Source organism: Metabacillus sp. YM-086 (assembly GCF_048059995.1).
In the GTDB taxonomy this organism is placed as follows: Bacteria; Bacillota; Bacilli; order Bacillales; family Bacillaceae; genus Metabacillus; species Metabacillus litoralis_B.
Map to the genome: position 1 here is coordinate 53526 of NZ_JBLUOI010000021.1, position 15377 is coordinate 68902.

The 15377-nt window shown below is 36.5% G+C and carries 15 protein-coding genes; 4 read left to right on the forward strand and 11 right to left on the reverse strand.

The features are described 5' to 3' along the window. Positions 1-30 precede the first annotated feature (30 nt). Both ACEWK1_RS11350 and ACEWK1_RS11355 read right to left on the reverse strand, forming a co-directional pair. Complete coding sequence (locus ACEWK1_RS11350; protein ID WP_416636289.1) at positions 31-261, reverse strand: hypothetical protein; 231 nt, start codon at positions 259-261, stop codon at positions 31-33. A 2-nt stretch (positions 262-263) separates the two neighbouring features. Further along, on the reverse strand, positions 264-1808 hold the full coding sequence (locus ACEWK1_RS11355) for a sodium:solute symporter family protein (protein WP_416636290.1): 1545 nt from the start codon (positions 1806-1808) through the stop codon (positions 264-266). A gap of 360 nt (positions 1809-2168) precedes the next feature. On the opposite strand from ACEWK1_RS11355, the gene ACEWK1_RS11360 reads away from it, so the two are divergent. Continuing rightward, positions 2169-2612 carry a hypothetical protein gene (locus tag ACEWK1_RS11360; RefSeq protein WP_416636291.1) on the forward strand — a complete coding sequence of 148 codons (444 nt, stop codon included), beginning with the start codon at positions 2169-2171 and terminating at the stop codon, positions 2610-2612. 395 nt (positions 2613-3007) lie between these two features. Then, positions 3008-3511 carry a sigma-70 family RNA polymerase sigma factor gene (locus ACEWK1_RS11365; RefSeq protein ID WP_416636292.1) on the forward strand — a complete coding sequence of 168 codons (504 nt, stop codon included), beginning with the start codon at positions 3008-3010 and terminating at the stop codon, positions 3509-3511. 130 nt (positions 3512-3641) lie between these two features. On the opposite strand, the gene ACEWK1_RS11370 is transcribed toward ACEWK1_RS11365, so the two are convergent. The 4 genes from ACEWK1_RS11370 to ACEWK1_RS11385 all read right to left on the reverse strand — a co-directional run bounded on the left by ACEWK1_RS11370 (position 3642) and on the right by ACEWK1_RS11385 (position 8340). Continuing rightward, on the reverse strand, positions 3642-5087 hold the full coding sequence (locus ACEWK1_RS11370) for a glycoside hydrolase family 32 protein (protein WP_416636293.1): 1446 nt from the start codon (positions 5085-5087) through the stop codon (positions 3642-3644). 12 nt (positions 5088-5099) lie between these two features. Next, a complete protein-coding gene (locus ACEWK1_RS11375) occupies positions 5100-5933 on the reverse strand; it encodes a carbohydrate ABC transporter permease (RefSeq protein ID WP_416636294.1) in 834 nt (277 codons plus the stop codon). Continuing rightward, positions 5930-6868, reverse strand: a complete 939-nt coding sequence (locus ACEWK1_RS11380; RefSeq protein ID WP_416636295.1) for a carbohydrate ABC transporter permease — start codon at positions 6866-6868, stop codon at positions 5930-5932. The genes ACEWK1_RS11375 and ACEWK1_RS11380 overlap by 4 nt, the downstream gene beginning before the upstream one ends. Positions 6869-6957: 89 nt before the next feature. Beyond that, positions 6958-8340 carry an ABC transporter substrate-binding protein gene (locus ACEWK1_RS11385; protein ID WP_416636296.1) on the reverse strand — a complete coding sequence of 461 codons (1383 nt, stop codon included), beginning with the start codon at positions 8338-8340 and terminating at the stop codon, positions 6958-6960. Between the two features lie 251 nt (positions 8341-8591). On the opposite strand from ACEWK1_RS11385, the gene ACEWK1_RS11390 reads away from it, so the two are divergent. Next, positions 8592-9575, forward strand: coding sequence for a LacI family DNA-binding transcriptional regulator (locus ACEWK1_RS11390; protein ID WP_416636297.1), 984 nt, complete (start codon positions 8592-8594; stop codon positions 9573-9575). A 163-nt stretch (positions 9576-9738) separates the two neighbouring features. Here the strand turns inward: ACEWK1_RS11390 and ACEWK1_RS11395 are convergent, their stop codons facing one another. After that, the gene (locus ACEWK1_RS11395; RefSeq protein ID WP_416636298.1) at positions 9739-10563 is read right to left on the reverse strand and encodes an MORN repeat-containing protein; all 825 of its coding nucleotides are present in this window, start codon (positions 10561-10563) and stop codon (positions 9739-9741) included. 250 nt (positions 10564-10813) lie between these two features. Between ACEWK1_RS11395 and ACEWK1_RS11400 the strand changes: the two genes are divergently transcribed. After that, positions 10814-11716: a hypothetical protein gene (locus ACEWK1_RS11400; protein ID WP_416636299.1), complete on the forward strand. Its 903-nt coding sequence runs from the start codon at positions 10814-10816 to the stop codon at positions 11714-11716. A gap of 240 nt (positions 11717-11956) precedes the next feature. On the opposite strand, the gene ACEWK1_RS11405 is transcribed toward ACEWK1_RS11400, so the two are convergent. From ACEWK1_RS11405 to ACEWK1_RS11420, 4 genes are all read right to left on the reverse strand, one after another. Next, positions 11957-12100 (reverse strand): hypothetical protein, encoded by a 144-nt coding sequence (locus tag ACEWK1_RS11405; protein WP_416636300.1) that lies wholly within the window; start codon positions 12098-12100, stop codon positions 11957-11959. A gap of 316 nt (positions 12101-12416) precedes the next feature. Beyond that, positions 12417-14057 (reverse strand): PucR family transcriptional regulator, encoded by a 1641-nt coding sequence (locus tag ACEWK1_RS11410; RefSeq protein ID WP_416636301.1) that lies wholly within the window; start codon positions 14055-14057, stop codon positions 12417-12419. A 15-nt stretch (positions 14058-14072) separates the two neighbouring features. After that, positions 14073-14504 (reverse strand): cupin domain-containing protein, encoded by a 432-nt coding sequence (locus ACEWK1_RS11415; protein ID WP_416636302.1) that lies wholly within the window; start codon positions 14502-14504, stop codon positions 14073-14075. 28 nt (positions 14505-14532) lie between these two features. After that, on the reverse strand, positions 14533-15377 hold an 845-nt coding region (locus tag ACEWK1_RS11420; protein WP_416636303.1), incomplete at its 5' end, for a ring-opening amidohydrolase.

Here is a 15377-nt window from a genome sequence, read left to right on the forward strand (position 1 = left end):
AAATGGCACCACCTACTTTTTTTGCACCTTTTATTGTCTTTTTTCCAAATAAACCTCCACCCACGGCCGAATTGAAATATAAAGTCCCGCTATGATTAACCAACCAAAGGCAAGATACGTCCAGCCTTTGAAAAACTGCAGCGTATAATTGTAGCCCGTCAAAAACATGGTACCTGGGAAAGCAAAGATCAGAATAAACGTTAACCCTAGCGCCCAGCGCGTGCACATCTTGGCATCTTTCATCAATTGCTTATCTTCCATGGTTAAATAACCTCTCTTTCTGTTGCTAGTTGAAGTTCCTTCTCTTCTTCATCAAAGCTTTTGAATTGATCCTTCATTGCGTCAAAATCAAATTCTTGTTTAGAAATTAAGGCATGACCTATTGAAATCACTCCACTCACAACAAACACCGTTACATTTCCGTACAACATTGCATGTAGTTGACCTAGTGATTCGACTGTAATTTCTCCGGATAGCATATTAGCAGAAAGTAACCAAACGGTAATACCAGACACCATTCCAGCTAAAGCCCCATAAAAACAGCCATTGTTCGTTGCACGTTTCCAAAGAAGACCAATTGTTAACGGAATAACCGCACCACTTACAAAGATCCCCATCGCCATATACACAAAGCCTAGACCGATTCCAATATTAAACAGTAAAACCGATAAAATACCCATTGCAAGTCCGAAGCTTAATGTAACAATACGTGACACCTTTAATGTTTTTTCACTACTAGCTGTTGGATTAATCGATTTACGATAAATATCTGTGACAATAATATTTGTAATAGCTGTTAGCTCTGCTGCCCCTGTCGACATAACGGCCATGAACAACATCACTAAAAACAAAATCGAACCTACGCTACCTAGTAATTCCGCTGCCATCAACGGTGCAGATGCATCCGGATCCGTGATATTTAACCCAAGTCCGGCTGCCGTTACCCCTAAGAATGTTGCAATCGCAAACGGAATCGAAAACCATGCAATCCCTCCGTAAATATATGCTTTCGATGCTGCACTATCTTTACTCGCGATCGCACGTTGCCAATACGATTGATCAACAAACACAGTACCAAAGTTACCAATAATATTTATCATTCCAAACAGAAGTCCCGGTACTGACGCCATCGTTAGCATTTGCTGTGATTCTGGTAAAGCGCGTAACCCTTCATAAATTGTTGTTGTACCAAACTTCATATACACAACTGTTGCAAAGATCGTTAAAATAACAAAAATCATGACCGTATTTAAATAATCTGCAATAAATGATGCTTTTAAGCCGCCAATCATCGTATAGATTGTAAATGTAAGTGGAATGAGAAGTGCAGCCACATAAACATTCATTCCTGTTAATGAATTTAAAGCAATTGCGCCGCCTAAAATAACCATCGCTGTTACAATAATATTTGTCATAAGAGCAAAAAACATCATTAGTTTATGATTTTTCTGATCAAATCGCTTTCCGATAAACTCTAAAAACGTATGTGCCTTTGGCGCCTTTCGTTTTAAATGAATCGCAACAATGGCAAACAACAATACTTGAATACAAGCTCCTGCCGCATACCAATAAGGACCGCTAATACCATATTGAAATCCTGTTGATGAAGACATCATCAGCGTTGCTGCCCATGTCCAAGCTGCAATAATGGATGCACTAGCTAGCCCAATTCCCACACTTCGCCCAGCCGTACTAAATTCCTCTGCTGTCATCTTTGTCTTCGAACGACGCTGCATAATAATTGTCAAACCAGTAAAAAACACACCGAAAATAAGTAATATCATATATCCCGTTGTTGACGTTAACATGAACCTACCTCCTATTTTTAAAACTAACAAACCTAGATACTACCGTATAAAATAAATGTGATTAAATCTAACATGACTAAGTATAGTGAATTTTCTAACTATTAATCAAATGGCTTGTTAGGTTTTCTGACATTGTAATTTTATGGGTGGTTTCTTTCTTTAGAGTTTAAAAATAGAGGCATAACAAGTTGTTTTAACAAGGGAACCTTTTACTTTCATGATTAAGTGCTGAAATTTCATATGAATCAAAATCCAGAATTACAATTTTTTATTTTTTTGTAAAACACACGCTACTATTTCTCCATTTTTCTATATATAGTCTATGAAAATAATAGTTGAGAAGAAGGGAAAGTGGTTAAAATGAAAACAGGACAAATGTTAAATACTGATTTTTGGAAGAATACATCTTTAGTGAACAGAGAGGATAAGCTTTTTTACTTATATCTTCTGACGAATTCAAGTACAAATCATATTGGAATCTATCAGATTACAAAAAAGCAAATTGCCTTTGAATTAGATTACTCGCTTGATACTGTTACTCTGTTAATGAACAGATTCACCGAGCAGTACAATTTGATTCGTTATAATTCTACAACTCTAGAGCTCGCTATCAAAAAGTGGGGGCTACTCATTGAGCCTATTAAAGGAAAAAGAAAAATGGACTATTTATTTTCAGAACTGAATAATGTCGAGGATCCATCTCTCATTTCATATGTCTCAGCATCGATTGCTCAACCAGAAATCCGGAACCTCTATGAGTCTTTTTTCGAGACTGGAAGATTGTCTTCCAGCTTAGAGGAGTAATTAATAGAACTAAAGACTTTCTTGATGATCATGGGATTTTATTAGGACCGCTACCTGAAAAGAGTTAAGGAAGCAACCTCTGCTATTAGATTGGTTGTTGCCCATATATTGATAATGTCGAAGACCACTCTTAAAAGCAAAGGGTGGTCTTCTTGTTATCTAACATGCGGCAAATTTTCAGATAGGTCATAAAATCTAAAAAAGGATCATATTTGTAAAACCCCCTTCCAATACCTCTTCAACATGATCTATATACCCTAGGCAATGTACGCCATAACAGAGCAAAATCTCCCCTTATCTGCTTCATATGCCAATTACCCACTAGAGTCATAGCTTGATATTCTCAACTTACCGCGGAATACAAATAAGAATGCATTCTTAAGAAGGATTCTTACATGTGCAGTGAATTGGAATATGAGGAAGTGCATCAGCAATTCGAGCCAATGATTTATCATGCTATGAAAAGATTGTCCATTTACAATAATAAAGAAGATTATTATCAAATAGGAAGTATTGCATTATGGGAGGCCTTCCTTCGATTTAATAAAGAAAAAGGGGAATTTAAGTCTTATGCTTATTCTTATATTCTTGGTCATATGAAAATGGCTCTTTCCAAGGATAAAAGACAGTTTGAAAGAGACAATCAAGTTAAGGCGTTCTGGGATATAGATGAAGTTAGTAATGATCGAGCTTCAGATGTTTACTGGGAGACTGTAATAGAGAAGCTATCCTCCCACCTTACAGAAAATCAAATGAAATGGGTGAATGGTTACTGTCTTTATGGGTATACACCAACTGAAATTGCTGAGGAAGAAGGAGTTTCAATTTCAGCCGTGAAGGCTTGGCGAAGGAATGCGCTAGATAACCTAAAAAAGCATTTTTCAAAGGAAATTTATTAATATAAATTGATCTTGTTCTCAACAAAAAACTAGGGACAAATGAAAGACGTCCCTAGTTTTTATTAAAGTTCTTTTAGCATTTAGTTTTATACGCTCTACACCTTTACTATCTCTTTATATATTCGTAAATCTACCTACTTCCATAAACAACCTTCTTCAACACTGAACTCTCTCCACCAACCAACATAATATCCTCCCCTTTGTCCCGATCATAAGCCGTAAAACTGACTACTTTTTCTCCCGAATTAATAAATAGTTCAATAGAATGTAAGTCGGTATAGATAGATAGTGTGAGATCTTCATTGCTGTTTGACGATAGTTCCTCCAGATTGATGTTGTTACCTTCATCACCATAATCTGATGATAGGAGCAAAACATTCTTTTCAACATCTATTTTGATATTTGTTGACTTTTCTTCGGCCTTATTGAGCTTAATTATGAGTTCTCCACTTGTTTTAGGCACAACGACTTCCAAAAAGCCTGTTGTTTTCCCTTCGATGAGTATTTCTTCTTCTCCCAAATGCACATTCTCACCAATAACAGAAGGAGAAAAGTAGTTCTGTGTATCAATAAAAGGCTGTTGAACAAGCTGTCCGTTGATCACGTTTAATTTCCTAGGTAATGACATCATCCCATTAAATCCATATTCTTTTGGTGGATTCTCTTGGTTCCAGCGATGCATCCATCCGATTAACAATCGTTCTCCATCCTTCCCCTCTGCTGATTGGGGTGCATAAAAGGTTTGCCCATAGTCTAGTAAGCCCTTGTGTTCTGGGGTGAAAATCCCTTTCTCAAAATCCATCTCCCCAATCACATAAGCGGTTGTATTTTGTACATCCTTTGCATACTCTGAATCACAAGGCATTTCAGAGAATAAAAGAACATCCTTCCCATCAACACTAAACAAATCTGGACATTCTAATAATTTGTTTTCTTCGAAGCTAGATTGAAAGATTGATGAATGAAAGGTCCATTGAACTAAATCTAGCGACTTAAACATAATGATCTCGCCGCGCCTTTGCGCATTTCGAACAGATAATACACAATAATAAACACCATTCACTTCAATAATCTTTGGATCTCTAAAGTCACATATTAAATACCCTTCCGGTAACTGCTTTTCACCGATCACAGGGTTTAGCTTATGTTTTTCAAAAGAGATGCCATCTTCAGATATCGCAATACACTGGCGTTCTGAAATCTCTGATTCTACTTTGTCAAAGCCTAGATTCGGATCAACATGACCCGTGTACATAACGTATAGCTTTCCATCCTTTTCAATTGCACTTCCTGAGAAACAGCCATTCGCATCATAGGCTTTGTCATTTGCCATCGCCACAGGGAGGTATTCCCAGACAATGAAGTTCTCTGTTACAGCATGCCCCCAATGCATATCACTCCAGACGATATCGTAAGGGTTATACTGGTAAAACAAATGGTATTTTCCTTGATAAAAAGTAAAGCCATTCGGGTCGTTCATCCATCCAATTTCAGGTGAAAAATGATAAATTGGACGGTTATTTACGTTGTTTTTGTTTTGTTGGATATAGTCATTTGCTTTTTGTAATTTATTCATTTTGCACCTCGCTTATTTAATTCCACTCTGCATCGAGCCTTCTACAATATACTTTTGGAAAATAATATATAAAACAACAATCGGGATCGTCACGATCGTTAACGCAGCCATGATATGACTTGTGTAAATATTGTACGTATCACTGAAAATTGCATTTAACGCCACTTGAATTGGCATTAAGTCTGCATTTGATAGAGCCATAACCGGCCATAAGAAATCATTCCAAGATGCTAAGAAAGTTAAGATTCCTACGGTGATATACATGTTTAAGCTTGAAGGGATCACAATTCGGAAAAAGCAGCCAATCTCACTTAATCCATCTATTTTTCCAGATTCAATTAACTCACCTGGGAAAGATAGAAAGTGCTGTCTAAATAGGAAAATATTCATCACATTCACGATAAATGGCAATAAATAGCCTGGAACAGTGTTGATTAATCCCATTTCATTAACAACTAAAAACAAAGGAAGAATGGTGGCCTCAATCGGAACGATCATCAACGCAATAATAAAAATCAAAATCCAATCTTTAAACGGAAATACAAATCGTGCTAAAGCATATCCAGCTAAGGAATTAATCGTTAATCCAAACACGACTGTTAAGGATGCATAAATCAAGCTATTTCCAACATTTTTAAAGATATTATAAAATCCTAGTAATTCTGTATAAGATTTTAACGATAGATCAGAAAACCTTGGCAAAATTGCATAAATGGACCCAATATCTCTGTAAATAACTTCGTCAATTTTAAAAGAAGATAGCACCATCCATAGCAGAGGAATTAAAAATTGCAGGGCAATTAAGGTTGCTAGGATATAAAATAATAGTTTTTTGATGATCTTCATGCTGCCCGCTCCTCTCTAAATAATTTTTTAATCACCATCGAAACAAACACTAGGAAAATTGTAAACACAAGAGTCACAGCACTGGCATATCCGATGTTTCGATGTCTAAATCCATATTCATAGATATATTGAAGAATGGTCATTGTTGAATAATCTGGTCCACCACCGGTCATGACCATCGGTTGGACAATTAGCTTAAATGCTTGAATCGTTGTTGTGATCACTAAAAACAGTAATATGGGTTTTAATGAAGGAATGGTAATATATAAAAACTTCTGAAACGCATTTGCCCCATCAATGTCAGCTGCTTCATATAAGCTTCCATCAATATTTTTTAATCCTGCCAAGAAGATCATCATTTGATATCCACAGCCTGACCATGCGGAGATCACTACAATGGTATACATCGCTTGGTCTGCACTTGATAAAAAGGGCTGCTTTGGAATTCCTATATTCACCAATATTTCATTGATTAATCCAGAGGTTGGGTTTAACATGACCGTCCAAAGAATGGAAATAACAACGAGGGACAACACAGCTGGTGAAAAGTACGCTGTTCGAAAAAAGCCTACGCCCTTCACTTTTCTATTAATGATTAATGCTAGGCCAAGCGCCATAGCAAGCTGAAGTGGAACAACAAACACCACAAATTTAATCGTGTTTAAAAAGCTTTGAATTAACACTTCATCTGTTAGCATTCGTTTAAAGTTTTCCAAGCCAATAAATTGCTTATCATTAGGTTTTAATAAATAGTAATCTGTAAATCCATACGTAAAAGCTAGAATGATAGGTAAAACAATAAATAAAATGGCAAGTACCATTGCAGGAGTCAGAAAACCAAATGCTGAAACTACTTCACCTTTTTTGTAATGTTCACTATTTCGATAGTGCTCTGTTGTATTTCTTATCTTCACGAAATTTTTTACTGTTTTCATCACATCACACCCTTTTTCGCTTGGTCCTTTACCAAGGTCTTTATGGTATGGAAGAGGCGAGGTCAGCACCTCACCTCATTTCCAGCTAGTTATTTTTTATATTTCTCAAACTCTATATCAATCTTTTTCACTGCTTCATCTAAGTATTCTTTAATTGTCGCTGGATCTGTTGTTTTATTTTGGCCGATTTTTAAAATCACATCTTTCGCAAATGTTTCAGATAAGTATGGATATCCTGGTGAAACAGGACGAGATTTATTTGTATTTTCAACTTGATATTTCAACACCGACCAAGCTTCATTATGATAAGGATTGTCAGTATTCGTATCAATGACATCAATAGAATTTACACGAGTAGGGATCGATCCATTCGCGTGATAATATTCCTCTGATGCTTCATCATTGTTTAGCCATTCCATCACTTCAACAACCTGCTTAATACGTTCTTCATCTTCCTCTTGCCCGTTTCTCACAAATGCCCAGCTTCCTGATGGAGTGTATAAGCCATTATAGTCTTCATTCATCTTAGGATAACGAACTGTTTTGAATTTTAGATTAGGATAGTTACTTGTTAATTCACTAACATACCAGAAACCACTTACAGATAAAGCCGTTTTCCCAGAATGAAAGGCTTTTTCTGATTCAGATGCACTCGCAAGCTGTGGTTCCTCAAATAACTTGGCAAATTTCGTTAAAGCTTCTACACTTTTCTCACTATTTAATACACCATCTACTGTTACTCCATCTTCATCCACAATGTTTGTATCATTGCCCCAAAGCACTGGTGTAAAGTAATACGTTCCTGTTTCATATGCACCTGCTGTAATATCTGGCAATAGCAAACTTACTGCACTTTCATAATCTTTAAAGGCAGGATCATCTGAACTTTTTGCAAAATCATCTACCTTTCTAGCAAGTTCCGTGAATTGATCCCATGTCCAATCCTCATCAGCTGCAGGTACTAATTCTTTTATATCTTCAGGCAATGCATTCATCATATCTTCGTTATACATAATCGCTACCCCTGAATCTGAATAACCCATTCCGTAAAACTTTCCGTCAACTGTACCTTGAGCAATGATAGATTCAGTAAATCCTTCTTTAAACCCATCGCTCATATAATCGTCTAATTCACCAAGAAGTCCAGAATCTACGTACGCAGCAATATCAGGACCATCTAATGTAAAAATATCAGGCATATCATTCGCTGTAATGGCTGCATTCAGCTTATCAATATAACCAGATCCTGCTCCTGCACGTGTAATGTTTTGAATTTCAACTTGAGGCTTGTCAGGATGCTCCTCGTTATACTGTTTTACTCGTTCAGCAAACATTTTTCCCTCAGGATGATCAGCAGCAGCCTGTGTCCAAATCACAATATTCTCATCACTACCACCTGTTTCACTTGAACTACACGCAACTAACGAGAAAGATAAAACCAACATAGAAACATACAAAAATAGCTTTTTCATACTTTCATAGACCCCCCAGTCTGAATAATTGGTGAAAACGTATTCACGTTTCCTGGTTTTCATGTTACGCTAGGTGTATATAAAAGTCAATACGTAATTTAAAGCGTTTTCAGTGATCTTTATGTTATAACCTGATTTTTCTAATACTTGATTTTTATATGGTATAATAACAATATATTATACTCAAAAAGCAAATGAATGACTTCATTCTATTCATATATAAGAATACGTATTCACAACGGAGGAGCACAATGAATAAATTAACAATGAAAGAAATCGCTAAACTTGCAAACGTTTCCCAATCAACTGTATCAAGAGTGATAAACGGTAATACAGGAGTAAATGAAGAGGCCATGAAACGGGTGCTTCAAGTCATCGAAGAAGTAGGATATGTGCCAAACAAAGCTGCACAAACACTAAAAAAGAGTCAATCAAATATTATCGGAGTATGTTTAACAGAAACCTATAATCCATATTTCGTCGAGTTAGTTGATGCACTCGAATCAGAAGCCAGAAAAATTGGTTACAGTATTTTACTGCATAATTCCAAGCATAATCCCATCACAGAATGGGAAAGCATTCAAAACTTTATTGCCCGTCAGGTTGACGGAATAATTCTTGTTCCAACTGGTGAATATAACATCCAGCGAATTAGTAAGCTCGCCATTCCGACAATCGTCATGACACAAAACCGCAAGCCACTTGATAGCGTGGGACTTGATCACATGAAAGCAGGTAAAATTGTAGGTGAAAAATTCATCCACGCCGGTCATAAAACCTTTGGATATGTTGGAACCAACCCTGATGATGATAAATTTCTCGGCTATAAAAGTGCCCTATATGAAAACGGCTTCAGCTTCGACCAAAAGAATTACATTCAGCTCGAAGAAACATCAAAAAACAATTTCTTAATGAGACGTGACATCGAAGATTACTTAAACAAGGTGAAATCCCTCGACTTCACCTGTCTATTTACAAACAATGACATTATGGCACTAGAATTTATGAAAGCCGCTAGAGAGAGGAACATAAAGGTCCCTGAGGATATTAGTGTGATCGGATTTGACGATACGTATCTTGCTAAAATAATGGGCATTTCCAGTATTCATCAGCCGATTGAAGAGATGGTGAAAACAACCATTGATATCCTGGTAGACAGGATGGAGAATGAGGTTTCGTCAGAGTCTGTACAGATTAAGCTGGATCCGACGTTGATTGAGAGAATGAGTAGTTGATGGGTTGTCGTTCTAAACAATTAGGAGCGTCGCTGAGTTGTATAAATAGAATTGAATGATCTGAGATACTTAAATTTTGGACCAAACTGATCTTTCAATCAAGGAAATTCCGCACGAAGAAGCCAAGGGACCTGTCCCCTTGGCTTTTTTAACCTTTGATCTCCTATTCCCGCTCCCCATTCACCCACATACCTGAATAAGTAGATCCATCTGGATATTTCATAGCCCCTTCACCATGCGGCTTTCCATCTACCAATGTTCCTTCATAGATCGCTCCATTAGCGAACACTAGCTTACCACGCCCGGTTAACTGACCATTTAGAAATTCTCCTATATAAGTATCGCCATTCACCCATTCTAAGGTTCCTTTACCATGAGGCTGGTCATTTTTAAATTCACCTGTATATTTAGATCCGTCTGGCCATTCGTATGTACTGATTTGTTTTAATGTTGAAGTTGTGCTTTCAAAGGTAGCTTTTTCTTTTGCACTTTGTAGTAGGTTACTTAGGTTCGTATCGTTCTTATTTAAAATATAGATAGCTATAAGGACGATCCCGATCATAATGATGATACCCTTTGGGAACATGATAGTTCTTTTTCTACTTAGTGTACTAGTAGGAACTCTCTTCGTTTCATATTCTGTGCTAAATAGAATGCGCGAACACTTTTTACAAGTATTGCGAAGTGGCTCATTTGCGGTATGGCAAAAAGGACAGATATAATAATTTTTTATCTTTTTGGGATCTTTTTTATTTTTAGACGATGGTCTAGGGGATGTGTTTCGTAATTGTGGCAGCTTGGTTGATTGACTACTAACAGATTCATAACAAATGCCACATACAACCAATCTTTTGAAGCTTGCCTTCTTATCTTCCGGATGAAGAACCTTAAATGCCGTTAACTGACCTTCTGTGAAGAAGTTATTATTTTTATCTACATACATGTATTTCGCCATACTATCAAAACCGTTACAACAGCTACACTTCATAATTAACTATCCTCTTCTTATCTATCTTTTAGTCTCGTAACAATATTTTACAATTATCGATAAAATTTTACTAGGTATTTGTTATGCTTTTTTACCTAGCAATAATAATGATAAGCGCTAAAATTGAGTGTATCTGTTTTTATCTCTAACCTCGAAAAATGATAGATTTTGACTAATCCTTCCTATAAAATTAACTTTGGAAAACATTTCTATCATATCGATAAAAATATCCTTTATTAGGAGGTTACTTATGAAATCACCAACAAAAAAACTAAGAAGTTCCCTATTAAAAGCTTCAACCTTATTACTAGTTACATCCTCAATTCTCATAACACCAACTATCAGTGAAGCAACAAATTCTAAGCAACCACAGCTTGCAAATATTGAAATGACCAAATACCCAGCAGACATAATAAAAGGGATTAGTCTAACACTCAGAATAGAGAATCACGGAAGATTAACACCTGCTGAAATAACAGAACAGATTGAGAATATGTCGAAAGTAAATGCAATGGATACATATATAAGAAGCTTTCCAAAGGATTTAACAGGTTCAAGGGTAAGAGAAATGGTTCATCAAATTTATAAAATTGACCTTGATGCGATTTCTGACTTAGGAGCTGGAACGAAACAGAGTGTTTATCCTGATCAGATAACAAAAGCCATAAAACAAATAGTAGATGTGGAAGATATAGATTCCTATATTCACAACCTTTCTAAATCTGAAGTTATGGATTTGTACCTGGAATCTTATCATTACGAGTTAGCTCCGAGTGATATAAGAGTTGCCATTAATTTTATATTTGGCACGAATTTAGATGGTATTTCTACATTAGAGAATTCTGGAATAGGACTATTTTCGAAGGGGCAATGGATTAATCAGTCGAGTGAAGATTTGTTCGTGGTTCATACAAGTGACGATGATGTTGATGTGAAGATTTATCCAACAGACTATTTTAAGAATCGTACTGGATTGGATGAGCTTCCAAGTGAATTGCAAGAATCATTAATAGAGCTAGGTTATTATTACAATGAAGAGATAGGTGCTTATTATTACGCTGATCCTGATGGTCAATCGGTGCCTGATTTCTTTAAAGGGCAGACATTAGGACTTCTAACTAAATACATTTCTTCTAGCTACCCAGATTTATAAGTGTACAACTTATTCTTAAAATTTTACCATCTTTATAAAATTAGAAAATGAAAGATTGATTAGTGATGTATCATCAAGTTTTTTTGTGTTTATTGGAGGAAGCACAAAATAGTCCGTGAAGCCTCTCTCTTCTCTAATGGAATAATTTTTTGTATAATAGACATATAATAAAAGGAGAAGTGCGCTAACACTTCTCCCTGCAACTTCTACCGTCAGGGTAGTGGTTGTCAAAATAATTGTTTATTTTTGAGGACCACCCTTTTGCTTGTGACGGCGCGGGGTGGTTTTCTTATTTTCTAATACGTTTTTCCGAAAGAAATAAGCACTTACCTCCCGCACAATTCCCTTCAGAACTTCCCGTAAGAATTCAAGAAATGTTTCCATGATTATCACCCCCTTTCCGTTAAGGAAAGAAGACTGACAACCAACCACCCTCACAATATTTAGTTGCAATCTTATCTTAACACAACCCTTCTATTCAAAAATCTATCAACCTTCGACAATTCCAACTAGTGGCATTCTTTATTTTTTATATATGCTCAACAAAGAGATATGCACTAGGTTTGATAAACCCTTTTACACCCCCATTGATTTTAGATTTATTTTTTACTCTACAACAGGATGCAACTCGCAGAGCTGCATAAAATTCTATAAAAGAAATTAACAAACAGGCCAGGATCTCTCCCCCTGACCTTCGTGATTATCCATTCAAATTGTTAACCATCGCATCCTGATTTCTTCCTGAGTTTGCCCCCGGGCTCATCTCATGAATTTTAATAGCTAGTTGCAGGAGTAACATATGATCTCCATCATTTATATTTAGATTTAGAATGTCGAAAACTCTCTCAATCCGATAAATAATCGTGTTGTAATGTGTAAACAGTTCTTCTGACACTTTTTTATAATTTTTGTTATGTTTGAAATAAACTTGTAGTGTGTCTATTAGGATTGTTTTATTTTTCTTATCATAATTGACTATAGGGTAAATATATCTTTCTCGGAAGCCTTCTAACTCTTCACATTCAGGCAGTAAGTAGAGCAATTGAAAAACTCCTAATTGATCAAACCTAACTATTACATCTTCAAGCCTGCACACATGGCAAATATGTGATATTTTTTTCGCCTCGATATAACTTAAGTTTACATTGTCCGCATCTTTTACCGTTTTACCAATACACAATTGACTGTCTGCTCCCAATTGTTTTTGGATGAGATGAAGAATTCTATCTACTTCTGTTTGGCTATTATGGGAAAATAAAAAGACAAGTTCACCCTCTAGCAAGGTAAGGTGAATCCCTTCTATTAATAATGTTTGTCGATGTTGACTGATCATCTTTTGTAATTGAAACGTATTTTTCCTTTCTTGTCTCCAACGGATAATTCCCACTATAAAAGGTGAGTAATTGTCAAACGGGTAACCACACGCTTCTGCTCGCATCTGCAGATCTACTAAGTTAGCAATTTTTCCTGTTAGCCAATCTTGTAAAAATTGATCAATGTATTTGAATTCCACTTCTTTTCGTGCGTGGATATTCATCATTTCAAGTCCTACCAATATACTAACCCTGTCAATTGTAAGTTGATCAACGATCGTATATTCTTTACTCCATTCAAATAACATCAAGAGTGAGTTGTTCCCCCGTTTTGTATTAACTCTTACGATATAGACTCGAATCCTTCGATTGTTAATATGAATAAAGGAAACACCATCTTTACTATCTTCCCTTATTTTATTAAGCCACACAGAATCACTTAACATTCCATTTAACTCAATAGCTTGGGGTGACAAGATCATTTGATTCGCCTCATCAACAATCATAACTGGATTTTCTAGCATGCCGTCTAGAGTATGCAGAAACTCTTCTAACCCTTCGCCATTTAGTAATTTATTAGACATCATTTGTACACGACTTTGTAAAATTGATAGATTTCTTGCTTCTTGAACAAGCACCCGTTCCATAATCTCTCTCACGACATCTGAAAAGGATGTTGAGGGAGGAAGTTCGAATATCGGAAAACCTAATTGATTTGCTAATTCAAGGGCACGTTCTGGAATTCTATCAATGTATCGTCTTGATTTAATACCAAATGCAGATACACCCTTATCAACCAACTGAGGAATGAGGTCGGTGATCATTTCTGGATGATCCTGAAATGGGAAACCACTTGTAATTAAGAATTCGCCAGGGCGTACCCAATCTACAACATCCGGCACTTCCATTACATTGACACGAGTAATGTTATTTTGCATCCCCTTTGCACCAGCCAGCACAATAGATTCACTAAAATGCGGAATTAATAGTACATCAGCGCATGTAAATCCTGTATTGTTATTGTCCATGTGTCATCACAACTTTCACATTTTAGGATATTGATCCTCATCTACAATGACAGTGTCAAAAAAGGAGTTTGACTTAAGCTCTTGTTGAACTGGAATAAATATGCTAATTTGCTCGGTTGCTTCACTATCATCATTTGCAACAGAATGAAGAGCACCAGCAGGAACTTGGATTGTGTCACCTGCCTTATGAGACTTCCATTCACCGTTACATAGTACCTTTACCTTTCCTTTTGTAATATGAATCACTTCTACTACATCATGATAATGAGGAAGTACTTGGCCACCAACATCAATTTTTTCCCAAAGTATTGAACTTGCACTAATTTCCATAGAATCCGCTTCTTTTGCCGACAAAATTTCACGGTGATATAGATTAATATGATTCGGCATTAGTTCCCAGTTTAATTTATCTCCTACAATTACCTTTGTTGCATTCGCTTTCATCATTCTTTTGTCCTCCTAATTTTCGGTTAAATCATTCACTCGATGAGAAAATAATAGCTACTGGTCCTCCGCCCGAAGGCCCTTGATGTTCCGCACCACCAGATACATAAATCATTGGGTCTCCACATATAGAAGCAAGCACACCCCCAACAACAGCACGTGCATGTCTAGTATGATTAATATCTGAGTCATTCAACATTGTGTGACGTCGATTTCTGGTGTATCCACTTGGGTCAGCTTCGGCTTTCGCTAACAACTGAATAATTCTGTCCTTCGGATACTTATCAATCATTCCTTTTACAACCGCACCATCTATTGCATCCTTCATCACAACATGGTCGATAAATAGCGGTCCCTCAGCTTGAGCTGAATTCCCGAAGACAATCACTTCACAATAATCTAATTCGCTCCCTGCAGATGTAGAAGCGACTTCACTATACTTTTCCCATACATGACAAATATCTGATTCTAGTAATTCCTCTCGACTTATTTCACGAAGAGCGACTGCAACACCCAAGGCTGATGCTCCGCGAGAATACCCCATTGATTTATACGTATCATCTGTCACGATCACTTTTCCGTCTTTTTTCGCTTCTTCTATTTTGGAGGAGGTTAAAAGAGGGCATTTCACTTGAACAAAATGAATATCTGACAATTCATGAATGTTTGCATCTCTCATCGCCTCTTCTACTGCTTGTGCAACTGCCATCACTTGATTCTTGCTTCCAAGATCTTCAGCTTGTATAATAGGTGTCTTTGCAATCCCTATAGAAAGGGCTTTTTTATTAGACGTTACTTCATATTTTTCTGTATCTCTGCTCACTATTGTAAAATGCGGGCTTAAAATCCCTTCTGTCCCACCTGACATAACAAAAG